Here is a 26,506-nt window from a genome sequence, read left to right as displayed (position 1 = left end):
ACCTCCTGCCTCAGTTCACCAGCCCTTGCAATCCATCGGCGCAATCCAGGTGCCAGATGTGTTCAAGCAGCGTCTGCGCACGCGAGGCACCGATCACCGGTCCCGACAGTTCGAGGAATTTGCTCTCGAGTTCGGTGTCGGACAGCGGCAGCTCCGGGTCGCCCTTGCGGTTGGGTTGCAGGTGCACCAGCCTGGCGCCGGCGCGCGTGATGATCTCCACGCGCGCCGCGCGCTGACCCGGAAAGGCCGCGTCGATCGCGGGATCGACACGCACATCGACACGGGTCATGAGGTCGCGTGTGCGTATGTCGTTCAACTGCGCCGGCTCGTAGGCTGCCAGCCGCACACTGCCGCGCGCAAGTGCGGTGGCGACCACGTAGTGCAGGCTGAAGCGGGCCTCATTGGCCGTGGTGGGCCGGTCGTAGCAGGCGATGTCGAGGGCGGGCTGGTAGGTGTCGACCTGCACATGCGCGATGTCGTCGGGTTGCAGCGCGTGCTGCTCGCGCAGCGCCAGCGCGGCATCGATGGCGGCGAAGGTGTGGCCGCAGCCGATGTGGTTCTTGAAGGTCAGCCGCGTGATGTGGAACTCGCGCCCCAGCGTCGCGCCCGCCTGCGACCAGTCGGGTCCGTTGCTCATGGCCTGGCCCAGGCCGGCCTCGCCGTCGAGCACGTCGAGCGAACCCGTCACGCCGCGCGCGGCCATCTGCGCCGCCAGCAGGCCTGCCTCGGCGGCCCGACCGGCGTGCAGCGGCTTGGACATCGAGTCCATGCGAAACGCCTGCTGCAGCCCCGCCGCGAACGTGGCCGCCGTGGCCAGCGCGTGCGCGAAGGGCAGGGGGCCCAGTTGCAGCGCGCCGGCCGCCGCGGCTGCTGCGCCGAAGGTGCCGACCGTGCCGGTGTTGTGCCAGAAGCGGTAGTGCGGACGGCCCATGACCACGCCGATGCGCGTGGACACCTCGTAGCCGAGCACCAGCGCACGCAGAAAAGCCAGGCCGCTGGCGCCGGCGTCCTGGCTGGCGGCCAGTGCGGCGGCGATGGTGGCGGCGCCGGGGTGGTACATGGCGTCGCGAAAGCTGTCGTCGACCTCGGCCGCGTGGGCGGCCGTGCCGTTGAACAGCGCGGCCGCGCGCGCCGTGGCGCTGCGCCCGTTGCCCAACCGTGCGCGGCCGCGGTCCAGGTCATCGGCCAGCACGTCTTCCAGTTGGGCCAGCGGGTCCGCGGCGAGGCCGGGAAACAGCGAGGCATACCAGTCGATGAGGGCGCGCTTGGCGTGGTGGATGACCTCGTCGGGGAGGGCGCTCTGGTGGTAGTCCTGGGCGTAGCGGCCAAATACTTCGGTGGCGTGCATGGGGGTGTCTCTTGCGATGAAGGGGGCAGTGTGTCTTGCGGTTGGCGATCCAGGCGGCGCCCAGGGCGCGGTCACTCCAGTGTGATGGACTGTGCCTTGATGACGTGCCGCCATTTGGCCTCCTCTGCGCGAACGATGCGGGCAGTCTCGAGCGGGCCGTCCAGCGTCAGCGCCAAGCCTTCGCCGGCGGCGCGTCGCTTGAAGCCCTCGGTCTGGGCCGCGCGCCGGACGGCGGCGTACAGCTGTTCGACAACAGCCGGTGGTGTCGCGCCTGGAACGAAGATGCCGTACCAGACATCGGCGTCGTAGCCCGTCACGCCGGATTCGGCGAAGGTGGGCACGTCGGGCAACAGCGGCGAGCGCTGGGCGCTGGTCACCGCCAGCGCGCGCAGCTTGCCGCCCGCGAGCATCGGCGCCACGCTGGGCAGCGTACCGAAGGCCAGATCGATCTGGCCCGCCAGCACGTCGTTGATGACCGGCGCGGCACCGCGGTAGGGCACGTGGGTCACTAACAGTCTGGCTGAACTCTTGAGTAGTTCAGCTGCCAGGTGCGTGGAGGTGCCGTTGCCGGCCGAGCCGTAGGACATCCGTCCGGGGTGGGCGCGCGCCTTGGCCACGAAGTCCGCCGCCGAACGCAGGGGACTGTCGGGCCGCACGATCGCCACGTTCGGTGCGCGGCCCAGCAGCACGACGGGCGCGAAAGCCGTCCGGGCGGGATACGGCAACTTGGGATGAAGGCTGGGCACGATGGCAATGGCACTGGTGTTGAGCAGCAGCGTATGTCCGTCGGGCGGGCTCTTGGCGGCGGCATCGTTGCCGATGACGGTGCCCGCGCCCGACTTGTTGTCCACGACGACGGGTTGCCCCAGGTCGCGCGACAGCGCGTCGCCGAGCGCGCGAGCCATCGCATCGGTGCCGCCGCCCGCCGGAAAGGGCACGATCAGGCGCAAGGGCCTGCCGGGAAAGGCCTGTGCGAAGGCCCGTGGGTGCAACGCACACAGCAGCGTGGCCGCTCCGCCTGCCAGCAGGGCGCGGCGCGTCACAGCCGCTCCCGCGCGGCTTCGGACGATGCGCCCACGGTGCTGTCCAGGAACATGCGCAGTGCGCGGTTGAAGCGTTCCGGCTGCTCGATGCAGGTCATGTGCGCCGCATCGGCGATCACGGCGAGCGTGGAGCGGGGCAAGTGCCGGTGCATCTCCAGTGACGCAGCCAGCGGCGTGCCGATGTCGTGTTCGCCCACCATCACCAGCGCGGGGCAGCCGATGCGGTACAAGTCGCCGGTGGTGTGTACGGAGGCAATCGCCGCACAGGCGCCCGCCCAGCCTTCGACGCTGGTGGAGGCGATGACCTGCGCGACAGCCGCCACGGCGGCAGGCTGGGTTTCACGGAAGCTGGCCGTGAACCAACGTTCGATGGCCGGCTGCACCAGCGGTTCGATGCCGTGGGCGCGGGCCACGCGGATGCGCTCGTCCCAGACCGATTGCGGCGTCGCGCCGTGCTGGCTCGTGGTGTCGGCTAAAACCAGCCCCTGTACGCGCTGCGGGTACTTCAGCGCGAAAGTCTGGCCGATCATGCCGCCCATCGAGAAGCCGATCCAGCTGGCTTCGTCGATGCGCAGGTGATCCATCATCTGCGCTGCGTCATCGGCGAGCTGCTCCAGCGTGCAGGGCGTCGCACCCACGCCGCTGCGGCCGTGCCCGCGCGTGTCGTAGCGCAACACGCGGTAGCGTCCTGCCAACGCGCTCATCTGGGCGTCCCACATGGAGACGTCGCAACCCAGCGAATGGGAAAGCACCAGCCAGGGGCCTCGCTTGCCGTCGAGGGTGTAGTGGATGGCCGGCGCGCCGGCACGTTCGAGCATGGGCATGGTCTCGATGGCCTATTGCGGCGTGATGTTGGCGGTCTTGGCGATGCGCGCGTACTTCGCCACCTCGGACTCGATCAGCTTCTGGAACGCCGCGGGCGTGCTGGCCGCCACGGTCACGCCCATGGTGGCAAGCTGCGCTTTCACGTGGGGCAGGCGCAGGATACCGGTGATGTCCTGGTTCAGTTGCGCGACGATGGGCGCGGGCGTTCTTGCAGACGCGAGCAGCCCGTACCAGAAGCTCCATTCGTAGCCGGGCACGCCCGCCTGGGCGACGGTGGGCACGTCGGGCATGTCGGCAAGGCGCGTGGCACTGGTCACCGCGAGCGCGCGCACCTTGCCTTCCTTGACCATGCCCAGCGCCGAGATGTACGGCGCGACGTGAAATTGCACACGCCCGGCAATGGTCTCGGTCATGGCTTCCCCCACGCTCTTGTAGGGGATGTTCACGGCTTCGATGCCCGCCTGCTGGCAGAACAGGGCGGCCGCGAAGTGGGAACTGCTGCCCACGCCCGCCGACGAATAGCTCACCGAGCCCGGGTGTGCCTTGGCCTGCTCCACCATCTCGGCGAGGTTCCGGGCTGGCAAGTCTTTGGGAACCACGATCAGCGCCGGGCCTTCGCCGATCAGCGTGACAGGCGCGAAGTCGCGCAGCGTGTCGTAGCCCGGGTTGCGAAACACGGCAGGTGCCGTGGCATGGGCCGGCGAAACGCTCAGCAACGTGGTGCCGTCCGCCGGTGCGGCCAGCACGGCGCGCGCTGCCAAGGTCCCGCCCACGCCGGTCTTGTTCTCGACCATGGTGGGCAGCTTCCAGCGTTCGGACAGGGTGGCTGCAATCAGGCGTGCGGCAGCATCGGGGACGCCGCCGGCGCCGAAGCCGACGATGAAGCGATAGCTCGTCAAGGCCGGTGCTGGAAGTTCTGCGCCTGTCGACGGCTGCGCCCATGCCGGGGCGGCTGTGACAGCGATGCCGGCGGGCAGCCACTTCAGCAAGGCGCGGCGTGAGGGTTCGGGAAGGCGAGGGAAGGTCAAGCGGTTGTCTCCGGTTTTTTTAAATGAAAGTGTCGGGCGTCTGTCATCCGCACCTGCGGCTGCGGCCTTTGCAGCGGTGATGACACACGGGGCACTCGCCACTCGTCGGTGGCGTTGAACCCCGATCCCTCAGGCCAGCACCACCACGCCGTCGGCCGCGCGCACGCCCTGGCCCTGCGGCAGCACGAAGACCGGGTTGATCTCGGCCTCGACCAGCCGTTCGCCCAGCTGCGCAGCCATCTGCGAGAACGCGACGATGGCCGTCACGAGCGCCTCGACATCGGCCTTGGGTCGACCACGAAAGCCGTCGAGCAGCGGCCAGGTCTTCAGCTGCTGCGCCATGGTCAGCGCGTCGGCGCGCGACAGCCCTGCGCCGGGCGGCAGCAGCCGCATCGTGGTGTCCTTGAACAGCTCGGCCGTGATGCCGCCCATGCCCAGCAGGATGGCCGTGCCCAGTGCGTCGCGGTGCATGCCCAGGATGAGTTCGGTGCCTGCGCTGACCATTTCCTGCACGAGGAAACGTTGGGGCAGAACGCCCGTGCGGGCTTCGACGTCGGCCGCCATGGCCGTCAGGCGTGCACCGACCGTGTCGGCCGTCAGGTTGACCGCCACGCCGCCGACGTCGCTCTTGTGCGTGATCTCGGCCGACAGGATCTTCAACACCACGCGGCCACCTAGTTCACGCGCTGCAGCCTCGGCCTCGGAGGGGGACGCGACGGCGCGCTCGCCCGCGCAGGGCACGCTGAAGCGTGTGAACAGTTGCTTGGCCTGGTGCTCGTCGAGCGAGCCGGTCGGCAAGTCGTCGATGTCGACGGTTTCGCTGAACGCACTGGACTCAAGCGGGTGCCGCAGCTGCGTCGCCTGGAACATGGCGCGCAGCGCGGCTGTGCAGCTTTCGGCGGCCGCGAAGGCGGGCACGCCGCGCTGCGTGAGCAAGGCGCCGACGTCGGGCGCATGCGGGCTGACGTAGGCGATGACCGGCTTGCCGGAGTTCGGCAGGCAGTCCTGGATGACGCCGGCTAGCAGTTCGGGCATGGCCAGGCTGGAGGAGCCCACGATGATCGTCAGCGCGTCGTAGCTCGGGCTCTTGAGCAACACATTGATGGCGCCGCGCAGCAGGTCCGGCTTCAGTCCGGCGAGCGTCACGTCGATGGGGTTGCGGTCCAGCACGGCGTGGTCGCCGGTCTGCAGCGCGCGCAGCGCTTCGGCGGTGGCGGCATCGGGCGGCGGCGTGTCGAAGCCGGCCATGCCGAGGTCGTCGGACACCAGCGTACCGGCGCCGCCGGTCGAGGTGAGGATCGCGACGCGCTTGCCGTGCAGCTTGCGGCCGGTGGCCAGCGCCACGGGAATGTCCAGCAGGTCGGAGAAGGTTTGGGCGCGGATCACGCCGACCTGCTGGAACAGCGCGTCGTACATGCGGTCGGCGCCGGCCAGTGCGCCGGTGTGCGACACGGCGGCCTGTGCGCCGGCTTCGGAGCGGCCGATCTTGAAGGCGACGACCGGCTTGCCGGCGCGTGCGGCCTTCAGGCAGGCGTTGCGGAATTTGGCCGGATCGCGCACGGTCTCGACGTACAGCGCGATGACCTTCGTGGCCTCGTCGTCCGCCAGGTGGTCGATGAAGTCGGCCAGTTCGAGGTCGACCTCGTTGCTGGTGGAGATCAGCTTGGACAAGCCGATGCCGCGTGCCGCAGCGCGCGACAGCAGCGCGCCCAGGATGCCGCCGCTTTGCGACACCACGCCGATGCCGCCGACCGGAAAGTGCGCCATCTCCAGCGCGCCGGTGGCCGATAGCACGATGTTGTCGCTGAGGTTCACCAGGCCGATGGTGTTGGGGCCGAGGATGCGCATGTCGCCCGCCGCGTCGATCAACTGCTGCTGGCGGCGCGCGCCTTCTTCGCCGGTCTCGGTGTAGCCGCTGGCCAGCACGATGGCAGCCGCGCAGCCGCGCGCCGCCAGGTCGCGCACCGCCAGATACGCGCGCTCCGCGCCGAGCAGCACGATGCCGACGTCGGGCACGCCGGGCAGCGAGGCCACGTCGGGGTAGCAGGCCAGATCGCCGATGCGTTCGACCTTGGGGTTCACGGGATAGATGGCGCCCGAGAAGCCGTGCTTGACGAGGTAGGACACAGGCCGGCCGGCCGTCTTGGTGGCGTCGGCGGAGGCGCCGATGACGGCCACGCTGCGCGGATGCAGCAAGCGGGCAATGGGGGAAAGCGGGGAGGTGGCGTTCATGTCCGTCACGCCTTGGCCGCAGCGACGGACTTTTCCAGGAACGCCATCACCGACTCGCGGTGCGCCGTGCTGGTGTAGCAGATGCCCTGGGCCTGGCTGCCTTGCGCAAACACCTGATGGGCCGACAGTTCGAAGCTCTGGTTCAGGATGGTCTTGGTCAGCGCCAGCGCGGTGGCCGAACCCTTGCCCAGTTCGGCGGCCCAGGCCTGCGCCTCGGCGAGCAAGGTGTCGGCCGAGGCCTGGCGGTCCACGATGCCCAGTTGCAGCGCTTCATCCACCTTGACGGGGCGGCCCGTGAAGATCAGTTCCTTGGCCTTGGGCAGGCCGACGCGGCGCGGCAGGAAATACATGCCGCCGCCGTCCGGCACGATGCCGCGGTGGATGTAAGACCAGCTGAAGCTGGCCCATTCGCTGGCGATGATGAAGTCGCAGGCCAGCGCGGTGTCGGCGCCCAGGCCCGAGGCCGAGCCGTTGACAGCCGCGATCACCGGCTTGGGCATCGTGTGCAGCAGGGCCTGCGTGCGGTGCACGCGCTGCTGGCGGTGCCAGCCGTTGAAGCCCACTTCGCCGGCGGGCGCATCCATGCGCTTCTGCATGCCCGCGATGTCGCCGCCCGCGCAGAAGCCCTTGCCGGCGCCGGTCAGCACCAGCGCCTTGATGGAGGTGTCCGCCGCGATGCGCTCGAGCGCATCGATGAACTCGGTGCGCATGTCGTCGCTCATCGCGTTGCGCTTGTCGGGGCGATTGAAGGTGAGGGTCGCGATGGCATCGCGTACTTCCAACGCGATCAGTGTGTAGCTCATGAAAATTCTCCTGGAGACGATGTGCAGCGGGGCCGGGTCAATCGGCCTTGATGCCGTTTTCCTTGACGATGCGGGCCCAGCGCGCTTCCTCGGCGCGCACGTAGGTGTCGAGTTCGGCCGGTTCTCCGGCGCTGATGCTCAAGCCTTCCTGCTCGACCTTGTGGGCGAACTCAGGCGAACGCGCGGCTTTGCGACCTGCCGCATTCAGGCGAGCAATCACGTCTTTGGGCGTGCCGGCCGGGGCGTACAGGCCGTACCAGCTTTCCACGGCGTAGCCGGGCACGGTGGCGCCGATCGTCGGGATGTTCTTGAACGCAGGCGATGGTTGTGCGCTGGTCACGCCGATGGCGCGCAATTGGCCTCGATCGACAAACGGAGCCACCGCGGCGGCGGTTCCGAAAAACATGTCAACCTGGCCGCCCAGGAGATCGGTCATGGCCGGACCAGCGCCGCGGTACGGGATGTGCGTCGTCTTGACTTTTGCGAGGTTGTCGAACATCTCGCCCGCGAGGTGCGCGGAGGTGCCGGCACCCTGCGAGGCGTAGGTCAGCTTGCCTGGGTTTGCCTTTGCAGCGGCCAGCACGTCTTGGATGGTCTTGAACGGGCTGGCGGGGTGCACCACCAGCACGTTGGGCCCGCGGCCGACCAGTAGCACCGGCGCGAAGGACTTCTCGTTGTTGAACGGGAGCTTGGGCTGCAGGCTTGGGTTGACCGCGTGCGCGAAGCTGGCCATGACCAGCAGGTAGCCATCGGGCGGGGCCTTGGCCACCGCATCGGTACCGATGATGGTGCCAGCACCCGGCTTGTTGTCGATGATCACGGGCTGGCCGAGGTCCTTGGACATCTCCTGGCCCAACGTGCGTGCGATCAGGTCCGTGCCGCCACCGGGCGAGAACGGCACGACGATGCGAACGGGCTTTTGCGGGAAGGTGTTGGCGGACGCGGCACTGACAGTGAGCAAGCTGCCGATCAGCAGCGAATGCACGCAGGCGCGCAGAGTGCGGGTAGAAAAGGGGGGCATGTCTTGTCTCCATTGCAGGGGCTCTTGGGCCCGGGTGGTTGTCGGCATCGCTGTGCGATCACCGTGTCCGAAGCTTAGGAAGAACGACCCGGAAAGTAACCCCTTCAATTCCAACCAGTGGAATCGTCTGAGGGTTGCCGCCGATGGCGCCGGCGCCGTGCCCGGCCACACTGGGAACAGACAGAACCATCGCACCGAGCCTGAAATGGACCAGCCCTTGCTCACGATCCCCAACGAAAAGCCCGGCCAGTCACCGGCGAATCGCTCGCTCGAACGCGGCATCGATCTGCTGCGCGCGTTCCGGCCCGGGTCGGAACTGCTGGGCAACAGCGAACTGGCAGAACGCACTGGCTTGTCGAAGTCCACCGTGAGCCGGCTCACGCAGACGCTGGTCGGTGCGGGCATGCTGCAACTGGACACCGCCCGGCGGGCCTACCGCCTCGCGCCGGCGGTGTTGAGCCTGGCGCATGCCATGCGCTCCGGCTCACGGCTGCTGGCCGTCGCGGCGCCGCGGATGCGCGTGCTGGCAGAAAGCCGCCGCGTCAACGTCGGCCTGGCGGCGCCCGATCGCGACGAGATGGTCTACCTGGAGTCGATCCGCTACGCCCGGCGCGTCGCGTTGCGACACGTGGTTTCCGGGCAGCGCGTTCCCATGGAGCTGACCTCGCTGGGCCGCGCTTACCTTGCTGTGGCGCCCGAGCCCAGGACCCGCGCGCTGATGCGCCTTTTCAGAAGCCGCCGGGGCTCGACGTGGAGTGAGACGGCGCGAGGCATCGACGCCGCGCGCCTCGGAGTGCAGCGCGACGGTTTTTGCGCTGCGTCATGGCAGCCGGAGGTGGTGGCTTTGGCCGCACCGCTGGTAGTGGACGACGCGATCTACGTGATGAACCTCAGTCTCTCCACCGCCGAGCCGATCGAGAGCATCGCCGAGCAGTTCTCAGGGTATCTGCTGGCCTTGGTCTTCGAGGTTCAGCGTGAGCTTGATGTCAGATTTCCTTCAACCGGATGAAAGCAGGCAGGTCAGGGACGAAGCGGTCTATCGGATGTGCTCCGCTGATGACGGGGGCCGTGAGCGTCGACGAAAGCTGCCTTGAAGCAAGCCTTATGGACCGCTGCCGGTCTCATAGACACCGACCTAAGCTTTTTGAGCTTTCTCTAACTCTATCGGACTGACGTAGCCGAGCGACGAATGACGACGCGTCGGGTTGTAGAACCGCTCGATGTAGTCGAACACATCGGCGCGGGCCTCTTCCCTGGACCGGTACACCTTTCTGGCCGTGCTTTCAGTCTTCAGTGAGCTGAAGAAGCTCTCCATGGCCGAGTTGTCCCAGACCTCGTCCGCGCGACTCATGCTGCAGGTGATGCCTTGCTTCTTGAGCAGCGCCTGGAAGCTCGCTGGTGTATTGGGCGGAGTGATGAAGCAACGCGACCGGCTTGCCCGGCGCCACACGGCCATCATCAACGCATCGGCCACGAGTTGCGAGGTCATGCCAACGAGGTCAAGCCGAGCGTCGGCTTTTGGGAGGCCTCGGCTACAGTTGTCGGCCAAGAGCTGTCGTGTAGTGCGTAGTGAATCGGGCATTTTGATATGAGCTGGATGGCCGCGACCCGAAGCTCGACACGCTGCTCTTGTCGGTGTTCGATGCCAGCACTATGGACCAGGCTGCAACATCTTTGAGCACCTTCCTCACGAAATTGGGTGTGGGCGTCGATCCGTCGAGCTACGGTATCTCTGAAGCAGACTGGGGTGACCGGATTCGGCAAGCGCTGGATGGAGCGCGCGGGCGCAATTTCGTCGCACCCTGCGCCCGCGATTGCGCGGCTCCGCAAGCGCCGTCCACCCGACTTCTGAACGTCGGCGCGGCCAGCGAATGAGTCCAGCCCTCGGCTACCGCTGCTCGGGGCTAGTAGCCCAGCTTCGCTGACGCAGGGCGCCGCCCGCCCGCGCTCGAGGCCTGCTGGAATGCCTGCGTGATGAGACCGGTGGTGGTGCTCGCGAAATAGCGCGCGCCCCATTGGCCATACTTCGCTTCGTCGTCGGGCGTGAGCGCGATCACGCCGCCGCAGTTGCCCGCATCCCGGATCGCGCAGAGCGCACGCTGGAGCGCCGCCTCGACTTCGGGCGCTTTCCAGTTGTTGTCAAAGCCCATGGCGTGCGACAGGTCGTTGGGCCCGACGAAGACTGCATCCACACCGGGCACCGCGGCGATCTCGGCCGCCTGCTCGACCGCTTCAGGCGTCTCGATCATCATGATCAGCGCCACGCCGGCGTTGCTGCGCTCGGTGTGGGCCACGCCGGGGAAGGCGCCATAGCCGGCAGCACGCGGGCTGAACGCGCTGCCGCGCCGACCGATGCGCGGGTAGCGCACCTGCTGCACCAGGTCACGTGCCTCCTCGGCGCTGCCGACCATGGGAATCTGCACGCCGCTCGCACCCATGTCGAGCACGCGCGAGATGTCGTTGCGCAGGCACCGCACCACCGGCACGATGCCGCTCGCACGCGCGGCGCGCAGCATGTGCTCGGTGGTCTCCAGGTTGGCGCTTCCGTGCTCGTTGTCGAGGATGATGAAGTCGAATCCTGCGTACCCGCACATCTCGACGATGGCCGGGCTCGGCAGCGAATTGAACAGGCCGCGCAGGCGCTGGCCGCTTCGCAGCAGGGCGGGCAGTCGTGTGTCCAGCGGATGGTGGGGTGGGTGCGGGACGTTCATTCGATGCTCACATGATTGGTCTTGATGAGTTCGGCGAACTTCACGGTCTCGGCCTGGATGAATTCGCGAAAGGCCTGCGGTGTCATCGGCTTGGGCGTGAAACCTTGCGCCGCCAGCCGCTCGGCCACCGAGGGCGTGCGCAGCACCGCGACGACTTCGGCGTTCAACCACGTGACGACCGGGGCGGGCGTCGCGGCCGGCGCGAGCAGCCCGAGCCAGGTTGCTGCCTCGAAGCCGGGCACACCCGACTCGGCCAGCGTCGGCAGGTCGGGCGCCAGCGGCGAGCGCGCGGCGCTCGTCACGGCCAGCGCCTTGGCCTGGTTGTTCTTGGCAAAGGCCAGCGCTGTGGTCATGTTGTCGAACTGCATGTCGATCTGGTTGCCTGCCAGATCGACCAGCGACTGGCTGCTGCCCTTGTAAGGCACATGCACCGCCTTGCCGCCGATGCGGTTGAGGAACATCAGGGCTGTGAGGTGCTGAGAGGTGCCGTTGCCGCTTGAGCCGTACGACACGGCATCGGGCTTCGCCTTGACGACCGCAATGAGCGACTTCACATCGGTCGCGCCCGACTTGTTGCCGGCCAGCAGCACGAGCGGCGTGCTTGCAAGCTGCGTCACGGGAGCGAAGTCCTTGTCTACGTTGTAGCTCACCTTCTTCAGCAGCGTGGGGTTGACCGACAGAGCGGTCTGCGTGCCCAGCAGCAGTGTGTAGCCGTCGGGTTTGGCGCGCGCGACAAACTCGGTGCCGATGCCGCCGCCCGCGCCGGCCTTGTTGTCGACCACCACGGCCGTGCCCCAGCGCTTGCCGAGTTCTTCGGCCATCAGGCGCGCGACGATGTCGGTGGCACCGCCGGGCGCGAACGGCACGACGATGGTGACGCGGCCAGTGGTGGGGTAGCCGCCCGGGCCGGCGCCCGTCTGTGCGGCGGCGAGGTTGCCGATGCCGCCGCCCAGGGCGGCTGCCGCCAGGAGCACCGTGCGGCGCAGGTGTTTCATGGATGTGTGTGCCATGGTGGTCTTTCTCATTCGGCCTGGATGCCGGCGTCCTTGATGACCTTGCCCCACTTCGCGATCTCCGATTGCTGGAACGCGGTGAAGGCCTTTGATGTGCGGCCGTCGGGCTCCACGCCGAGGCCGCGCAGCTTGTCCTGCACGTCGGGCATGGCGACGATGGCGGCGATCTCGCGCGCGAGCCGCTCGACCACCGGCTTGGGCGTGCCGGCGGGCACGAACACGCCTTGCCACGACTGCATCTCGAAGTTGGGCGCGCCGGCCTCGGCCAGCGTGGGCACGCCCGGCAGACTGGACAGGCGTTTCGCCGAGGTCACGCCGAGCACCTTCACGCGCTTGCCGTCGATCATCGGGCGCGCGGCCGCCACGGTCTCGAACACCATGTCGATCTGTCCGCCGACCAGGTCGACGATGGCCTGCGAGCCGCCCTTGTAGGCGATCTGGCGCATGCGCGTGTGCGTGATGTTCTCGAACAGCTGGCCCGACAGGTGCTGCGAGGTGCCCGGGCCGGCGGTGCCGTAGGTGAGGCTGTCGGGCCTGGCCTTGAGCTCGGTGACGATCTGCGCCGCCGAATTGAAGCGGCTGCCTTCGGGCACCACGAGCACGTTGCTCACCATGCCCACGAGGTTGACGGGCACGAAGTCCTTCACCGGGTCGTAGCCCAGGTTCTTGTTGAAGAAGGGGTTGACCGCGTGCGTGGTGATGGTGCCGCCCATCACGGTGTAGCCGTCGGCCGGCGCACGGGCCACGGCCTGCGTGCCGACGATCCCCGACACACCCGGGCGGTTGTCGATGATCACCGGCTGGCCCAGCCGCTCGCCCAGGTGCTGCGCCACCAGTCGCGCCACGCCGTCGGACACGCCGCCGGGAGAGAAGGGCACCACGTACTTGATCGGTTTGGTGGGCCAAGTGGCTGGCTGCGCGTGGGCAACACCGGAAACCGTGATCAAGGTGGCGAGTGCGGAAAGGGCCATTGCGGCCAGCATCTTCGGTCGGATTCGGGGGCTCATGGTCATGGATGTGTCTCCTGGAAGGAATGAAATCGTCCCGCTCAGGCGGGCTTCGAAACTTTGGTCTTGCTCCGCGCATTGCGAGGAACAGGCGCAGCGCGCACCGAGTCGCGCTCGACCACACGGCACGGAATGACCACGTTGCGCGGCTGCGCGTCGTCCTGCATCTGTTCGTGCAGCAGTTCGACCGTGGCCTCGACCATCGGCTCCACGCCCTGCACCACGGTCGTGAGGCGGTAGGCGCCCCAGGCCGCCTGCGGCACATCGTCGAAGCCGACCACGCTCACGTCCTCGGGTACGCGCAGGCCCAGCTCCTGGCGAAGCACGTCCATCACGGCGATGGCCATGTGGTCGTTGGCGACGAACACCGCGTCGGGGCGCTTCGTGGCGGGCACGCCGGCGAACATGGCGCGTGCGGCGTCGCGTGCACGTTCGAAGCTGTAGTGGCCCACCTCGCGGCGGAACACCGACGCGCCCGCGTCGGCCAGCGCCTCGTTGAAACCGCGCTCGCGCTCCAGGTTGGTCGACGACTTCTCCAGCCCCGCGAGGAACGCGATGTACTTGTGGCCGCGCTCGAGCAGCAGTTGCGCCACCATGCGCCCGCCCGCGCGGTTGTCCGAGGTGACCGAACTTGTGGTGTGGCGCGCGAAGGCACTGGTGTCGGGCACACGGTTGAACAGCACCACCGGCACGCCCGAATCGGCGCACTGGCGCGCGAGATCGGGCGAGAGCATGGCCGAGGCCATGACGATGCCGTCGATCTGGTATTGCAGGATCTCGTCGAGCACGCCGTCGGTCTCGTCGCCGTCGCTGATGAACATCAGCACGTGGTAGCCCTGCTTCTGCAGTTTCTGCGAGAGCTTCTCGATCACCAGCGGGTAGAACTGGTTCTCCAGGTAGCCCATGACCAGCGCGATGATGCGGCTGCGCCGCGTGATCAGGCTGCGCGCCATGGCGTTGGGCCGGTAGCCCAGCGACTTGGCCGCGATCATCACGCGGGCGCGCGTGTCTTCCGACACGCTTGCACCCGGCGTGAAGGTGCGGCTCACGGCCGACTGCGACACGTTGGCCAGCCTGGCCACGTCCTGCGCGGTGGCGTTCGATCTCATGCCGCGCTCCAGCCGCCGTCCAGCATCAACGCGCTGCCGGTCATGAGGCTCGAGGCTTCGCTGGCCAGGAACACCACCGCACCCATGATCTCCTCGGTCTTGCCCAGGCGGCCCAGCGCGATGCGCTCGGTGACCCAGCCGCGAAACGCGGGGTCGGCGAACATGCCCGCCGTCATCGCGGTCTCGATGAAGGTCGGGCAGATCGTGTTGACGCGGATGCCGGCGGCGCCGAGCTCCCAGGCCAGCGCCTTGGTCATGCCTTCGATGGCGTGCTTGCTCGCGCAGTAGAGCGTGCGGCGCGGGCTGCCGACCACGCCCATCTGCGAGGAGATGGTGACGATGGAGCCCGGCAACTGCGCCGCGAGCAGGCCGCGCGCCACCATGCGCGTCACGTAGAGCGTGGCCTTCACGTTGAGGTCGAACACCGCGTCGATGTCTTCGTCCTGCACCTCGACCAGCAGCTTGGGCCTGTTGAGGCCGGCGTTGTTCACGAGGATCTGGAACGGCGCAGCCGCGCCCAGTGCGGCAGTCACGGCCGCCGAATCGGTCACGTCGAGCACCAAGTGATCGCAGGCACCGCCTTCGGCGCGGATCTGCTCGCAGGCTTCGCGCAACTCGTTCTCCGAGCGCGCGGCCAAGGTGACGTGGGCGCCGGCGCGCGCCAGCGCGGCCGCCGCGGCCAGGCCGATGCCGCGCCCCGCGCCCGTGACCAGCGCACGCTGGCCGTCGACACGAAAGCCCGGCGAGCGGGGCAGCGCGCTCATCACGACAGCGCCGGCACCGGCTGGTACCACGGCACGTCGGCGCGCGTGCCGTAGCGGCGCACACGCAGGTTGGCCTGCTCGCCGTGGCCGGCAAAGTTCTCCATGTGGCACAGGCGCGAGCAATACTCGCCCATGAGCGCGCTCGCCTCGTCGGTGAGCACCTTCTGGTAGGTGCAGGTCTTCAGGAACTTGCCGACCCACAGGCCACCGGTGTACCGCGCGTTGCGGTTGGTGGGCAGCGTGTGGTTGGTGCCGATCACCTTGTCGCCGAAGCTCACGTTGGTGCGCGGGCCGAGGAACAGCGCGCCGTAGTTGGTCATGTGCGCAAGGAAGTAGTCGGGGTCGCGCGTGAGCACCTGCACGTGCTCGAAGGCCAGCTCATTGGCCTTCTTGAGCATCTCTTCCTGGGTGTCGCAGACGATCACTTCGCCGTAGTCGGCCCAGCTCACGGCGGCGATGGCTGCGGTGGGCAGCACCTTCAGCTGGCGCTCGATCTCGGCCAGGGTGTCGCGTGCGAGCTGCTCGCTCGTGGTCAGCAAGATGGCGGGCGACGTGGGGCCGTGCTCTGCCTGGCCCAGCAGGTCGACCGCGCACATCTCCGCATCGGCCGAGTCGTCCGCAATCACCAACGTCTCGGTCGGGCCGGCGAACAGGTCGATGCCCACGCGGCCGTAGAGCTGGCGCTTGGCTTCGGCCACATACATGTTGCCAGGGCCCACCAGCATGTCGACCGGCGCAATGCTCTGCGTGCCCACGGCCATGGCCACCACGGCCTGAACGCCGCCCAGCACCAGGATCTCGTCGGCGCCGGCCATGGCCATGGCCGTGACAATGGCCGGGTGCGGCGCGCCTTGATAGGGCGGGGCGGTGGCCACTACGCGCTTCACACCGGCCACCTTGGCCGTCAGAACGCTCATGTGAGCCGAGGCCAGCAGCGGGTACTTGCCGCCGGGGATGTAGCAGCCCACGGCATCCATCGGGATGTTGCGGTGGCCCAGGACGACGCCGGGGTAGGTCTCGGCCTCGACATCCTTCATCGAGTCGCGCTGGATCTGTGCGAAGTTACGCACCTGTTTCTGCGCGAAGGCAATGTCCTCGATCTCGCGTGCGGACAGGCTCTTGCGCGCCTTCTCGACGGCATCGGCGGACAGCCGGAAGTCGGCCGGGTCCCAGTTGTCGAATTGCTTGCTGTAGTCGCGCACGGCAGCGTCGCCGCGTGCTTCGACGTCCTTGATGATGCCTTCGACGGTGGCGCGCACCTTGGCATCGTCATCGGCACGGACTTGGACGTCCTTGCCGCGTTTGAGGTATTTGATCATCGGGTGGTTCCAGTGGGTTGGCGTTGCATTCGTATGCAATGTCGAAAGCTTGCATGCGTATGCAAACAGGGAAAACCCTAGGCTAAAAAGCTGCGCCAAGGGCCGCTTCGAGAAGCGACAGAGGATGGTGGGGTTTGTCTGCTGCGCTTGGCAATACGAGGGCCTGATGGCAAATGGCTCGCTATACGGGCCCGCTCGCCGCATCGCAACACTTACGCAACGTGGAAGCTCATCATTGAACTGCTCACGCATCGACATCTTCTTCGTCACGAGCGCCAAGGAGAAGCACAACCCTGACGCTAGGTTTGAAACGCCCGGAATTCGGGACAGACGTCAGGTCGCCGATGTTTCGTCAAGGGGTCACACGGGGCCGACGGCAGCACGGTAAAGGCATCCGTGCAAACCATGGGCCGCATTGACATGTGCGATGGCTGGCCCCACACTGTGGACGTTGTGTATACACAGTGAATCCATAAAATGGCCATCAAGACATCCGGGCTGACCCCCCGCGCCTACAGTCAACTACGCGAGGAAATTGTGCAGGGGCTATTGCAGCAGGGGGAGGCGCTGTACGAGATCCATCTGGCAGAGCGCCTGGGCATGAGCCGCACGCCGATCCGGGAGGCGATGAAGCTATTGACGCGAGATGGCTACCTCGAAGAATTGCCGTCACGCGGCTACGCCGTGCCGCGCCGCTCGCTGGACGATCTGCGCGAGTTCTTCGAACTGCGCGAAGTGCTGGAGGCCAGTGCGACCCGGTACGCAGCATTGCGCGCGACCCCCGCTGAAATCGCCGAGCTCGAGCGCTTGTGCAATCGCTACGAGCGCGAGAAGGATGACGCGAAGTGGGTGCAGCTTGGCCACGACTTCCACAGCGTGCTGATCAAGGCAGCGAACAATTCGCGGTTGCAGACGATGCTCGATTCGCTCAACGCGCAGATCGTGATCTCGCGCCGCACAGTGGCCAAGGCCGACCCGGTGCGTCGGCAGGCCGCAGTGCGGGATCACCGAGCGATCTTCGAGGCCGTCAAGGCGCGCGATGAGGTACGTGCACAGGCTCTGGCCGCAGAGCACGTCAGAAGGTCGTACGAAACCACGCTGCGGGCGCACGTGCCCGACGCGTTTGTCAACCAGAAGGCGGCCTGAGTCGCCCTTCCCGCGGCAGCGTTCCTTGAGGACCGCCGCCATTTCGAAGAAAGCCGCCGCAGTGGTGGCAAAAAATGCAGGAGACAAACACATGAAGCGAATTGTTTTCGCTGTGGCCACCGCATTGGCATGGTGCGTCGGCGCACACGCCGACGGCTACCCCAGCAAGCCCATCAAGATCATTGTTCCTTATCCGGGCGGTCAGGCCTCCGACACCATCACGCGTCTGATAGGCGAACGGCTGGGCAAGGCGCTGGGCCAACCCGTGGTGATCGACAACCGGCCCGGCGCGGGTGGCAACATCGGCACGGACATCGGCGCCAAGTCGGCGCCCGACGGCTACACGCTGACCGTCGCTTCCGCGGCGCTGCCCATCAGCAAGCATGTCTATCGCAAGCTGCCCTTCGATCCGGCGAAAGATTTCGTTCCGATCACGCTGATGACCATTACGCCGCTCGTACTCGTCACGCGTACCAGCCTGCCGGTGAAGGATGTTGCGGGTCTCGTGGCGTTGGCGAAGAAGGAACCGGGAAAAATCACTTTCGCGTCGTCGGGGCCCGGCACTTCGCATCAGTTGTCGGGCGAGCTCTTCAAGTCGCTCGCAAGCATCGACATGCTGCATGTTCCGTACAAGGGCAGCCCGCCGGCACACGTCGACCTGATGGGCGGTTCGGTCGACATCATGTTCGACAACATCGTGCCCGTCGGCCCGCACATCAAGAACGACAAGCTCCACGCGCTGGCCGTAACCACCAAGACGCGCGCATCCGCGCTGCCCGACGTGCCCACGATGGCGGAGGCAGGCTACCCCAACTTCGAAGCCACCGCGTGGTTTGGCCTTCTCGCGCCGGCCGGCACGCCGCAGCCGATCGTCGATCGGCTTAACAAGGAACTGGTCGCCATCCTGAAGTCACCCGACATCAAGGAACGGCTATCCGGCATGGGTGCCACGGTGGTGGCGGACAAGCCCGAGGAATTCGGCCGCTTCATGGCCGAGGAGATCAACAAGTGGGGGCCCGTCGTGAAGCGAGCCAACATCGAACTGGAATGAACATCATGAGCAATCACGCAACATACATCACCGAACCCGCGCGCCAGACCCCGTTGCTGATGGAGACCGACGTGATCGTCGTCGGCGGTGGAACGACCGGGCCATTCGCCGCCATCTCGGCTGCGCGGCTAGGCAAACGCGTCGTCATGATCGAGCGCTTCGGCTCGCTCGGAGGCAATCTCACGCTGGGCCTGAACACCAAGCCTTCGGGTGCGCTGGTCGGCGGGCTGCCGCTGGAAATATGGAACCTGGCGCGCTCGGTAGGCGGTGCGGGGGACGACTACATGGCCGTGGTGAAGACCGGTGGCGTGAAGATCGCCTCGCCCTGCGACCCCGAAATGATGAAGATGCTGCTGACCCGGCTGTGCGCTGAGGCCGGCGTGCAGATCCTCTTCGAGACCGTGGTGTCGAGCCCGGTCATGGAGGGCGACACCGTAAAGGGCGTGATCGTCGAGAGCAAGGCGGGTCGTCAGTTCATCGCTGCCAAAGTGGTGATCGACTGCTCGGCAGACGCTGACATGGCGGTGCGAGCTGGGGCGCCTTTCACGATGGGCGCTGGCGGCGAGTCGGAAGCGATGCAACCGGTGTCGATGTACTTCACCATGGACCGCGTCGACCTGGTGCGCTTGGCGGACTGGGCTGCGACCACCGATGACGTGCCGGCTCGCGCCATTCCCAAAACTGTGGAAGGCCTCGACTACGGCTTGTGGCTCACTGGTTTCAACAAGTCGCTGCGCCAGTGGCAGGAGAAGACCGGCATCCAGCTGCAAAGGGATAACATCACGCTAAAGACTGCCGACGGTCGTATGTACGTGAACGGCACGCGCGTGACCGGCGTGAACGTTTTCGATCCGGTGCAGTTCACCAACGCCGTACTCGAGTGCTACCGCCAGATCGAGGGCGTGGCTCGCTACCTGCGGGAGACTATCCCCGGTTTCGAAGAGGCGCGTATCGAGGCGATCGCACCGGTGCTGGGTGTTCGCGAGACACGTCACGTCATCGGCGAGTACATGCTCAGCGGCAAGGACTCGATCGAAGGAACGCACTTCGACGACAGCATCGCGGCCGACGCATCGGCCCTCGACATCCACGATCCAAAGGGCGCCGACGTCGACTTCCAGGGACTGCGTCCCTACGAGATCCCCTACCGCGCGCTGTTGCCCAATGGGGTGGAGCAGATGCTGGTGGCAGGCCGCTGCATATCTGCGGACCATGATGCTCATGCGCGCTCGCGCAATATGCCTGCATGCATGGCCACCGGGCAGGCGGCAGGCGTGGCGGCGTCGGTGGCCATCGACCAAGGCGTGAACGTGCGCCGCGTCAATGTCGCCAAGGTACAAGAAAAGCTCCGCGCGCTCGGCATGCCCCTGCACGGGAAAGAGGTCAAGGGGACGATGTAAGGCGCACGCCATAATTTTCCGAGTCACAAGAGCAGCTTTGCGCTTACCCTGACCGCAGAAGAGGCACTCGCCCCGGGGCGAGCGATCTTTGGTAGCTCAACTGAGGTCTTCACGTGGCGTTGCGCGCGCAGGGCTGCCGAGGGGAATGTAGTCCTTGGGAAGGGCAGGTACCTGGGCGTTCGATGAAGTTTTTATGCCGTCGACAGCTCGCCGGCGACCAGGCGTTTGGGCACCAAGACAGCCGTCATTCGCCTCGTGTCTGGCCAATCGGCCCGGAAGTTGCGCTGCCAGCGAAGTTCATCTCCGAACGCGTGCCGTCACGCACCCCCGGGCAGACTGTGGGTGTTCAGGCGGTGGATTTCACCGGCCAGTCCCGTAGCTTGCCCGGGTTGAGCACGCCCATCGGATCGAAGCGCTTCTTCACCGCGTGCGGCGCGGCGCCCATGGGGTGCGCGACGTGCAGAACATCGCCGACATCCTGGTGGACCCTGAAGGCGCGCTGAAGCGGCGCAACCTCAGGGAAAGGACCAGCCTGCGCTGCTGGTCGGCGCGATCGTGCCATCACGACCGCGTGCACGCAAACTCGTTACAACATGCCCTAAGGAATATTGGACGTCATCTTTGTCTTTGCCTGGAGTAGTGAGCACGACTTTCGGATGCCGCCTTTTTTGTGGGGAGGCTTCGTTCCGACGAGTCAGTGCTGGAGGATCTTCGAGAGGAACTGCTGCGCGCGGTCGGAGCGCGCGGCCGGGTTGCCGAAGAACTCCTCCTTCGGGCAGTCTTCGACGATGCTGCCGCGGTCCATGAAGATCACGCGGTTGGCCACCTTGCGCGCGAAGCCCATCTCGTGCGTCACGCACATCATGGTCATTCCTTCGCAGGCCAGCTGAACCATCACGTCGAGCACCTCGTTGACCATCTCGGGGTCGAGCGCGGAGGTAGGCTCGTCGAACAGCATGGCGATCGGGTCCATCGCCAGCGCGCGCGCAATGGCCACGCGCTGTTGCTGGCCGCCCGACAGCTGAGACGGGAACTTGTGCGAATGGGCCTTCATGCCCACGCGCTCGAGCAGCGCCATGGAGCGCGCGCGCGCCTCGCTGAGCGAACGCTTGAGCACCTTGATCTGCGCGATCGACAGGTTCTGCTCGATCGACAGGTGAGGAAACAGCTCGAAGTGCTGGAACACCATGCCCACGCGAGAGCGCAGCCGGTTCAGATCGATCTTCGGGTCGCCCACCGACGTTCCGTCGACCGTGATGTCACCCTTCTGGAAAGGCTCCAGCGCGTTGACGCACTTGATCAATGTGGACTTGCCCGAGCCCGACGGCCCGCAGACCACAACGACTTCGCCCTTGCGGATGCTCGTTGTGCAATCGGTCAGCACCTGAAAGGCGCCGTACCACTTGCTCACTTGATTGATTTCGATCATCGGGTTTCCTTCGGCAGGGTCATGAGATGCAAGAGCGTGTGAGCGACCACGAGGGTCGCCTTGCGCAACGCCTCCAGGGGAACGCGCTCGTCGGCGCGGTGACCGTTGGCTTCGAGCAGCGATTCGGGGCCGGCGCCGTACATCACGGTCGGAATGCCCGCTTCGCTGTACAGGCGCGCGTCGGTGTACAGCGGCACGCCGATCGGTGTCACGGGCTTGCCCATGACCTGCGTCGCCTCGCGGCACATCAGCGCGGCAAATTCCGCCGCACCGGGTGCGGGTGCGAAGGGGCGGGCCAGCAGGATCTGCCGGATCTGGACCGAGATGCCCGCCAACGTGGCGCAGGCATCCTCGATGACCTGCCGCAGTTCGGCCTCGACCGCTTCGGGCGACTCCTCCGGCACGATGCGACGGTCGATGCGCAAGCTCAGCGTGTCGGCCACCACGTTGGTGTTGATGCCGCCCTCGATCAGGCCGACCACCATCGTCGGATGCGTGATGCCGGGTGTCTTCGACGGTCTGGCCACGAGCTGGTCGCGATAGCGGTAGAGCGCGGGCAGCAGGGCGGCGGCCGCCTCGATGGCGTCGGCGCCCGTGTCGGGCCGCGCGGCGTGCGCCGACTTGCCGCGCAGTGTCACCTCCAGGTGCAGGCAACCGTTGTGCGCCACGACGACATGGTGCGAGAAGGCCGCGGAGATCACGTAGTCGGGGCGACTGAGCCCCTGCGAAAGAATCCAGCCGGGCCCCGTCATGCCGCCGGTCTCTTCGTCGTAGGTCAGGTGCAGCTCGACGGTGCCGGCCAGCGGGGTGCCGCTTGCGCGCAGCTGTTTGAGCGCGCGCAGCGCGAAGGCGTAGGTGGTGAAGTCCGACTTGGAGACCGCCGCGCCGCGGCCGTACAACCAGCCATCGCGCACCTCGCCGCTGTAGGGTGAGCCCGTCCAGCCGGCGCCCGGCGGCACGACGTCGCCATGCGCATTGAGGGCGATCACCGGGCCGTCGCCGAAGCGCTCGCGCACGATCAGGTTGGTCACGCTGCGCATGCCGTGCTGCTGCGCGAAGTCAGTGGGTACCGCGTGGCGCTCGACCACCAGGTCCATGCCTTCGAGCAGGCGCGCCGCCACTTCGGCATGCGGCGCGCAGTCGCCAGGCGGGTTGTCGGACGGACATTGCACCAGCTGCGTCAGGGTCTGGACCTGGCTGTCGAAGTGGGTGTCGATGAATTCGCGCAGCACGTCGCGCGCTCGGGCTTGATCAGTCATGGTGCTCCATCAGAGAAAACGGTCGATCCGAAAAGGCGTGATGTCGATGTCCGTGCGCCCGTGCACGATCAGGTCGGTGACCAGGCGCGCGGCGATGGGCGCCAGGGTGTAGCCGTTGGAGGTGACGGCGTTGTAGAAGCCCGGCACGCCGGGCACGTCCCCCAGGATGGGGGCGCCGTCGATGTTGACGTTCATGCCGGCCCAGCAGCGCACCATGTGCAGACCGCTCACGGCCGGCAGGACCTGTCGCGCCACCCACAACCCGCCCTCGATGCTGTCGCGTTCGGCGCGGTTCAGCCGCATGCCCTCATGGAACGCGGCGGTCCAGCCGCCGCCGATGATCAGACCTCCCGTGGCCGCCTGCTTCAGGCTCAGGTGCCGGTCGGCATGCGCCACCAGGTGATTGACCAGCGCCGGGGCGGGCTCGGTCACGATCATCTGCAGCGGTGCGCCCTTGACGGGAATGCGCACGCCGAGCATGTCGCCCACCTTGCTGGACCATGCGCCGCTGGCGTTCACCACCCGGCCGGCGTGGATGATGCCGCGCGAGGTATGGACCACGAAGCCGGCGCCGTCGCCCACCTGGCGATCGATGCGTTGCACGTCGCAGCCCCGCAGGAAGCGCGCGCCCTGCTGGCGCGCGAGCGAGGCCACGGCATAGGTCGCGCGCAGCGGATTGATCTTGCCTTCCGTGGGGCACAGTTCGGCCCCCAGCAGCTGGGGCGACAGGGCCGGGGACAGGCGGCGCAGCGCGGCGGCGTCGATCACCTGCGCGTCGATGCCATGGCTGCGCTCCAGCGCCGCCTTGGCCTCGATGAAGCGCATGCCGGCCTCGGTGTCGGCGACCATCAGGCCACCGGTGATCTTGATCTCCAGGTCTTCACCGCTGTCGGCCTCGATCTGCTGCCACAGCCGCACCGACAGGGGACCCAGCGGCAGCGTGGCCGCGGCCGGGCCGCCGCCTTCCTGCGCCTTGGCCCCGAAGTCGAAGGACAGCAGCTGCACGTGCAGACTGCCCGCATTGGCCCCCGAGGCCTGGAGATTGATGTCGTCGCGGTCGACCACCGTCACGTCCTGGCCGGCTTTCGACAGATAGTGGCCCAGGCAGGAGCCCAGCACGCCGGCGCCGATGACCAGCACGTCGGTGCGCACGGGAGCGTCGAAGGGGGCGTGCTCGACCGGGCGCGCAAGGTTGGGCGTGATGGCCGGCTTGTGGCCGCCCCATTCGGGCTTTTCGAAGCCCAGCGCGCCGGCCGGCACGGGCTTGGCCGGGGGGCGCGGCGCAAAGTACTGCTCGACCTCCAGGGGTCGCCCCGTCATTTCGCTCACGAGCTTGGCGGCCGTGACGGCGCAATAGCGGCCCTGGCAGCGGCCCATGCCCAGACGCGTGTTGCGCTTGAGCGCAGCGAGCGTGTCGCGGCCCGCACGGATCTGTTCGCGCACGCTGCCGAAGCTGATTTCCTCGCAGCGGCACAGCAGCGTGTCGTCGCCGACGGCCGCCAGCGCCACGGGCGGTGCCTCGTACAGCGACCAGAGCGCCTGCTGGAAGCACTCGGCCCGCTGCAATTGATCCGCTGTCCGGTCGGAGGAGGGCGCCGGCGTTTTGAGCAATCCGAGCTTGCGTGCCGCGGACCGCCCGGCCAGCGTGCCGCGCGCCAGCGCGACGCGCGAGCCGCCCATGTCGGCCCCGTCGCCCACGACGAAGACACCGTCCAGGCTGGTGGCGCCGTCTTCGGCGGTCACGGTCGCCAGATAGCCCAGGTGCCGGTCGACCACGCGATGTTCGCAGCCCAGCATGCGGGCCAGTTCGGTCGAGGGGATGAAGCCATAGCCCAGGCACAGCGTGTCGGCCTCGAAGCGCCGTACAGGTGCCGCCGGCTGGCCCTGCGCGTCCAGTGGCACGGCTTGCACGGCCTGCAGTTGGGCGTCGCCTTCGGCCGCCACCACCGCGTGGCGCCACAGCACCGGCACCTTGTGCGCGCGCAGCTGGCGCAGGTAACTCCAGCCTTGGCGCACCAGGTCGGGCGCGGTGCGGGCGGCGGTCAGCAGGTCGCGCCAGTCGCGCGCCGACGGGCGCGCGGCCGATTCCAGCACCGCGACCACGTGCGCGCCGCCGGCCAGCAGTTCCGCGGCCAGTTGCAGGTTGAGCGGACCGTTGCCGGCGATCACCACGCGCCGGCCCGGCGCCACGCGGTAGGCCCGCGCCAGCGTTTGAGCCGCGCCGGTGGTCATCACGCCGGGCAGCGTCCAGCCCGCAATGGGAACGGGCCGCTCGTAGGCGCCTGGTGCGATCACGAGTTGCCGGCAACGGATGTGGGTGGCCCGTGCGTCGATCAACGCGCTGACTTCATGGGCCGAGAAGGCGGCCCAGACCTGCGCGCCCTGCGCAATCGTGACGCCGGCCGCGTGCACGTCGCGCTCCAGCGCCAGGCCTTCGGCGAACTGGCGATCGGCCGGGCGCGGTGTGTGGTGCGACGGCGCCAGCGGTTTGTAGAACTGGCCGCCGGCCTGTAGCCGTTCGTCGAGCACCAGCACGCTGGCGCCGGCCTGCCGCGCGGCCAGGGCCGCCGACAGCCCGGCCGGTCCGGCGCCCACCACCAGCACATCGACGTCCCGCGTGGCCGGTGCCGCGTCGGCCGGCGGCGTCAGGGGCCGCAGCGGATCGGCCGGCGTGGCGGCCGGCATGGCCGAGCGGATCTGCTGGCCCTCGGCCACCTTGGTCAGGCAGGCGCGCTGGCTGGCCACCCCGTCGACCGTCACCAGGCAATCGAAGCACGCGCCCATGCCGCAATAAAGACCGCGGCGCTGGCCGTCCCGCGTGTGCCGCATCTGGCGGATGTGACTGGCCGCGAGGGCCGCCGCCACGGTCTCTCCCTCCAGGCCGTCGACGGGCTGGCCGTCGTACCAGAAGCGGATCGGCCGGCCGGCGGCAGCAATGGAGCAGTGGGTGAGTCTGGCGCTCATGGACAAGGTGCGAAGCAAAAAACTGCTTGGATATACGCAATGTATACGTATACTAATCGCACACAATCATTTCGTCATCCGATTTTTTACCAAGGACCGACCCATGACCGCGTTCCGAGGCACCTACACGGTGCTGATCACTCCCATGACCGCCGACGGAAAGCACGTGGACGTGCCCGCGCTCAAGAAGCTGGTCAATTGGCAGATCGAAGAGGGCATCCACGGGCTGATCCCGCTGGGCAGCACCGGGGAGTTCCTGTCGCTGACGCCCGAGGAGCGCCAACTGGTGATCGAGACTTGCGTGCAGACAACTGCAAAACGCGTGCCTGTTCTGATCGGCACCGGCGCCGAGTGGACCGACGAGTGCGTGCGGCTGAGCCGCGAGGCCGAGCGCATGGGCGCCGACGGCGTGATGATCATTCCGCCGTTCTACAGCTCGCCCACCGACGACGAACTGTTCGAGCACTACCGCAAGGTGGGCGAGGCGATCAACGTGCCGATCATGGTCTACAACAACCCGGCCACGGCCAATGTGGACCTCAAGCCCGAACTGGTGGCGCGCCTGTCGCGCATCGACAACTGCAAGTACATCAAGGAGTCCACGCTCGAGGTCACGCGGGTGCGCGACATCATCGAGCTGTGCGGCGACCGCATGACGGTGTTCGCGGGCATCCTGGGCTACGAATCGTTCTGGCTGGGCGCCCAGGGCTGGGTCGCGGTGTGTTCCAACCTGATCCCGAAGATGTCGGCGCGCCTGTTCGAGCTGGTGGCCGACGAGCGCGACATGCCCGCGGCGCTGGCCCTGTACAAGCAGATGCTGCCCCTCGTGCGCTGGGTCGGCGGCCATCGCTACGTGGCCGCCTCCAAGGACGGCCTCTCGATGATGGGCCTGCCCGTGGGCAAGCCGCGCGCCCCGCGCCTGCCGCTGCCCGAAGCCGATGCGCTCGACCTGCGCCGTGCGCTCGACCGGCTCGGGCTGCTCGACTCCATCGCGCGCTGAGCGCTGTTCTTCTTCCCTTCGCCTCGTTCCACCT

The 26,506-nt window shown here is 67.4% G+C and carries 23 protein-coding genes and 1 pseudogene; 6 read left to right on the top strand and 18 right to left on the bottom strand.

The features are described 5' to 3' along the window. Positions 1–10: 10 nt before the first annotated feature. From ASD34_RS03135 to ASD34_RS03105, 7 genes are all read right to left on the bottom strand, one after another. The gene (locus ASD34_RS03135; RefSeq protein ID WP_056572625.1) at positions 11–1,348 is read right to left on the bottom strand and encodes an MmgE/PrpD family protein; all 1,338 of its coding nucleotides are present in this window, start codon (positions 1,346–1,348) and stop codon (positions 11–13) included. Between the two features lie 71 nt (positions 1,349–1,419). Next, entirely contained in the window at positions 1,420–2,391 is a 972-nt protein-coding gene (locus ASD34_RS03130; RefSeq protein ID WP_235509959.1) for a Bug family tripartite tricarboxylate transporter substrate binding protein, read from the bottom strand. Then, positions 2,388–3,215 (bottom strand): 3-oxoadipate enol-lactonase, encoded by an 828-nt coding sequence (gene pcaD / locus ASD34_RS03125; RefSeq protein WP_056572623.1) that lies wholly within the window; start codon positions 3,213–3,215, stop codon positions 2,388–2,390. The genes ASD34_RS03130 and pcaD overlap by 4 nt, the downstream gene beginning before the upstream one ends. A 12-nt stretch (positions 3,216–3,227) precedes the next feature. After that, the gene (locus ASD34_RS03120) at positions 3,228–4,115 is read right to left on the bottom strand and encodes a tripartite tricarboxylate transporter substrate binding protein (protein ID WP_056572621.1); all 888 of its coding nucleotides are present in this window, start codon (positions 4,113–4,115) and stop codon (positions 3,228–3,230) included. Between the two features lie 258 nt (positions 4,116–4,373). Further along, on the bottom strand, positions 4,374–6,476 hold the full coding sequence (locus tag ASD34_RS03115) for an acetate--CoA ligase family protein (protein WP_056572619.1): 2,103 nt from the start codon (positions 6,474–6,476) through the stop codon (positions 4,374–4,376). A 5-nt stretch (positions 6,477–6,481) separates the two neighbouring features. Next, positions 6,482–7,279, bottom strand: a complete 798-nt coding sequence (locus ASD34_RS03110) for an enoyl-CoA hydratase/isomerase family protein (RefSeq protein WP_056572617.1) — start codon at positions 7,277–7,279, stop codon at positions 6,482–6,484. Positions 7,280–7,316: 37 nt separating this feature from the next. Beyond that, entirely contained in the window at positions 7,317–8,300 is a 984-nt protein-coding gene (locus ASD34_RS03105; protein ID WP_056572615.1) for a tripartite tricarboxylate transporter substrate binding protein, read from the bottom strand. Between the two features lie 205 nt (positions 8,301–8,505). On the opposite strand from ASD34_RS03105, the gene ASD34_RS03100 reads away from it, so the two are divergent. Then, the gene (locus ASD34_RS03100) at positions 8,506–9,309 is read left to right on the top strand and encodes an IclR family transcriptional regulator (RefSeq protein WP_056572612.1); all 804 of its coding nucleotides are present in this window, start codon (positions 8,506–8,508) and stop codon (positions 9,307–9,309) included. A gap of 126 nt (positions 9,310–9,435) precedes the next feature. Here the strand turns inward: ASD34_RS03100 and ASD34_RS03095 are convergent. Beyond that, a pseudogene (locus tag ASD34_RS03095) lies at positions 9,436–9,789 on the bottom strand (IS3 family transposase); the annotation flags it as partial. A 185-nt stretch (positions 9,790–9,974) separates the two neighbouring features. Between ASD34_RS03095 and ASD34_RS27390 the strand changes: the two are divergent. Next, positions 9,975–10,175, top strand: a complete 201-nt coding sequence (locus ASD34_RS27390) for a hypothetical protein (protein WP_162248685.1) — start codon at positions 9,975–9,977, stop codon at positions 10,173–10,175. A 29-nt stretch (positions 10,176–10,204) separates the two neighbouring features. Here the strand turns inward: ASD34_RS27390 and ASD34_RS03090 are convergent, their stop codons facing one another. Genes ASD34_RS03090 through hisD form a run of 6 tightly spaced genes read right to left on the bottom strand, consistent with a single transcriptional unit; the run spans position 10,205 to position 16,223 of the window. Continuing rightward, positions 10,205–11,011, bottom strand: a complete 807-nt coding sequence (locus tag ASD34_RS03090) for an HpcH/HpaI aldolase family protein (RefSeq protein WP_056572610.1) — start codon at positions 11,009–11,011, stop codon at positions 10,205–10,207. Next, entirely contained in the window at positions 11,008–12,021 is a 1,014-nt protein-coding gene (locus ASD34_RS03085) for a Bug family tripartite tricarboxylate transporter substrate binding protein (RefSeq protein ID WP_056572608.1), read from the bottom strand. Before ASD34_RS03085 ends, ASD34_RS03090 begins: the two co-directional genes overlap by 4 nt. Positions 12,022–12,032: 11 nt before the next feature. Next, positions 12,033–13,037 carry a Bug family tripartite tricarboxylate transporter substrate binding protein gene (locus ASD34_RS03080; protein WP_082548481.1) on the bottom strand — a complete coding sequence of 335 codons (1,005 nt, stop codon included), beginning with the start codon at positions 13,035–13,037 and terminating at the stop codon, positions 12,033–12,035. 35 nt (positions 13,038–13,072) lie between these two features. Continuing rightward, positions 13,073–14,140 carry a LacI family DNA-binding transcriptional regulator gene (locus ASD34_RS03075; RefSeq protein WP_056572605.1) on the bottom strand — a complete coding sequence of 356 codons (1,068 nt, stop codon included), beginning with the start codon at positions 14,138–14,140 and terminating at the stop codon, positions 13,073–13,075. Then, complete coding sequence (locus ASD34_RS03070; RefSeq protein ID WP_056572603.1) at positions 14,137–14,904, bottom strand: SDR family NAD(P)-dependent oxidoreductase; 768 nt, start codon at positions 14,902–14,904, stop codon at positions 14,137–14,139. The genes ASD34_RS03075 and ASD34_RS03070 overlap by 4 nt, the downstream gene beginning before the upstream one ends. Beyond that, a complete protein-coding gene (hisD, locus tag ASD34_RS03065; RefSeq protein ID WP_056572601.1) occupies positions 14,904–16,223 on the bottom strand; it encodes a histidinol dehydrogenase in 1,320 nt (439 codons plus the stop codon). Before hisD ends, ASD34_RS03070 begins: the two co-directional genes overlap by 1 nt. Positions 16,224–16,700: 477 nt before the next feature. Between hisD and ASD34_RS03060 the strand changes: the two genes are divergently transcribed. The 3 genes from ASD34_RS03060 to ASD34_RS03050 are packed head-to-tail and all read left to right on the top strand — an operon-like array spanning position 16,701 to position 19,820. Continuing rightward, positions 16,701–17,369 (top strand): GntR family transcriptional regulator, encoded by a 669-nt coding sequence (locus tag ASD34_RS03060; RefSeq protein WP_056572599.1) that lies wholly within the window; start codon positions 16,701–16,703, stop codon positions 17,367–17,369. Between the two features lie 25 nt (positions 17,370–17,394). Continuing rightward, entirely contained in the window at positions 17,395–18,420 is a 1,026-nt protein-coding gene (locus ASD34_RS03055; protein ID WP_162248684.1) for a Bug family tripartite tricarboxylate transporter substrate binding protein, read from the top strand. Between the two features lie 5 nt (positions 18,421–18,425). Further along, positions 18,426–19,820: an FAD-dependent oxidoreductase gene (locus ASD34_RS03050; protein WP_056573212.1), complete on the top strand. Its 1,395-nt coding sequence runs from the start codon at positions 18,426–18,428 to the stop codon at positions 19,818–19,820. Positions 19,821–20,166: 346 nt separating this feature from the next. Here the strand turns inward: ASD34_RS03050 and ASD34_RS27720 are convergent, their stop codons facing one another. The 4 genes from ASD34_RS27720 to ASD34_RS03035 form a co-directional block, all read right to left on the bottom strand. Further along, positions 20,167–20,397, bottom strand: coding sequence for a hypothetical protein (locus tag ASD34_RS27720; RefSeq protein WP_162248680.1), 231 nt, complete (start codon positions 20,395–20,397; stop codon positions 20,167–20,169). A gap of 117 nt (positions 20,398–20,514) precedes the next feature. Continuing rightward, on the bottom strand, positions 20,515–21,249 hold the full coding sequence (locus ASD34_RS03045; protein ID WP_056572596.1) for an amino acid ABC transporter ATP-binding protein: 735 nt from the start codon (positions 21,247–21,249) through the stop codon (positions 20,515–20,517). Further along, on the bottom strand, positions 21,246–22,508 hold the full coding sequence (locus ASD34_RS03040) for a M20/M25/M40 family metallo-hydrolase (RefSeq protein WP_056572594.1): 1,263 nt from the start codon (positions 22,506–22,508) through the stop codon (positions 21,246–21,248). Before ASD34_RS03040 ends, ASD34_RS03045 begins: the two co-directional genes overlap by 4 nt. A 9-nt stretch (positions 22,509–22,517) precedes the next feature. After that, a complete protein-coding gene (locus tag ASD34_RS03035; protein WP_056572592.1) occupies positions 22,518–25,472 on the bottom strand; it encodes an FAD-dependent oxidoreductase in 2,955 nt (984 codons plus the stop codon). Positions 25,473–25,575: 103 nt separating this feature from the next. Between ASD34_RS03035 and ASD34_RS03030 the strand changes: the two genes are divergently transcribed. Continuing rightward, positions 25,576–26,472 (top strand): dihydrodipicolinate synthase family protein, encoded by an 897-nt coding sequence (locus tag ASD34_RS03030; protein WP_056572590.1) that lies wholly within the window; start codon positions 25,576–25,578, stop codon positions 26,470–26,472. Positions 26,473–26,506 lie beyond the last annotated feature (34 nt).

The sequence above is a fragment of the Variovorax sp. Root473 genome (assembly GCF_001426505.1).
Classification (GTDB): domain Bacteria; phylum Pseudomonadota; class Gammaproteobacteria; order Burkholderiales; family Burkholderiaceae_C; genus Variovorax.
This window is presented reverse-complemented; position numbering and strand designations above follow the sequence as displayed.

What these genes read in the sequence shown, in the direction of transcription:
- ASD34_RS03030 (WP_056572590.1), top strand. Translation starts at nt 25,576, where the DNA reads ATGACCGCGTTCCGAGGCACCTACACGGTGCTGATCACTCCCATGACC.
- ASD34_RS03050 (WP_056573212.1), top strand. Translation starts at nt 18,426, where the DNA reads ATGAGCAATCACGCAACATACATCACCGAACCCGCGCGCCAGACCCCG.
- ASD34_RS03035 (WP_056572592.1), bottom strand. Translation starts at nt 25,472, where the DNA reads ATGAGCGCCAGACTCACCCACTGCTCCATTGCTGCCGCCGGCCGGCCG.
- ASD34_RS03080 (WP_082548481.1), bottom strand. Translation starts at nt 13,037, where the DNA reads ATGACCATGAGCCCCCGAATCCGACCGAAGATGCTGGCCGCAATGGCC.
- ASD34_RS03040 (WP_056572594.1), bottom strand. Translation starts at nt 22,508, where the DNA reads ATGACTGATCAAGCCCGAGCGCGCGACGTGCTGCGCGAATTCATCGAC.
- ASD34_RS03135 (WP_056572625.1), bottom strand. Translation starts at nt 1,348, where the DNA reads ATGCACGCCACCGAAGTATTTGGCCGCTACGCCCAGGACTACCACCAG.
- ASD34_RS03045 (WP_056572596.1), bottom strand. Translation starts at nt 21,249, where the DNA reads ATGATCGAAATCAATCAAGTGAGCAAGTGGTACGGCGCCTTTCAGGTG.
- ASD34_RS03075 (WP_056572605.1), bottom strand. Translation starts at nt 14,140, where the DNA reads ATGAGATCGAACGCCACCGCGCAGGACGTGGCCAGGCTGGCCAACGTG.
- hisD (WP_056572601.1), bottom strand. Translation starts at nt 16,223, where the DNA reads ATGATCAAATACCTCAAACGCGGCAAGGACGTCCAAGTCCGTGCCGAT.
- pcaD (WP_056572623.1), bottom strand. Translation starts at nt 3,215, where the DNA reads ATGCCCATGCTCGAACGTGCCGGCGCGCCGGCCATCCACTACACCCTC.
- ASD34_RS03060 (WP_056572599.1), top strand. Translation starts at nt 16,701, where the DNA reads ATGGCCATCAAGACATCCGGGCTGACCCCCCGCGCCTACAGTCAACTA.
- ASD34_RS03110 (WP_056572617.1), bottom strand. Translation starts at nt 7,279, where the DNA reads ATGAGCTACACACTGATCGCGTTGGAAGTACGCGATGCCATCGCGACC.
- ASD34_RS03070 (WP_056572603.1), bottom strand. Translation starts at nt 14,904, where the DNA reads ATGAGCGCGCTGCCCCGCTCGCCGGGCTTTCGTGTCGACGGCCAGCGT.
- ASD34_RS03085 (WP_056572608.1), bottom strand. Translation starts at nt 12,021, where the DNA reads ATGGCACACACATCCATGAAACACCTGCGCCGCACGGTGCTCCTGGCG.
- ASD34_RS03105 (WP_056572615.1), bottom strand. Translation starts at nt 8,300, where the DNA reads ATGCCCCCCTTTTCTACCCGCACTCTGCGCGCCTGCGTGCATTCGCTG.
- ASD34_RS03115 (WP_056572619.1), bottom strand. Translation starts at nt 6,476, where the DNA reads ATGAACGCCACCTCCCCGCTTTCCCCCATTGCCCGCTTGCTGCATCCG.
- ASD34_RS03090 (WP_056572610.1), bottom strand. Translation starts at nt 11,011, where the DNA reads ATGAACGTCCCGCACCCACCCCACCATCCGCTGGACACACGACTGCCC.
- ASD34_RS03100 (WP_056572612.1), top strand. Translation starts at nt 8,506, where the DNA reads ATGGACCAGCCCTTGCTCACGATCCCCAACGAAAAGCCCGGCCAGTCA.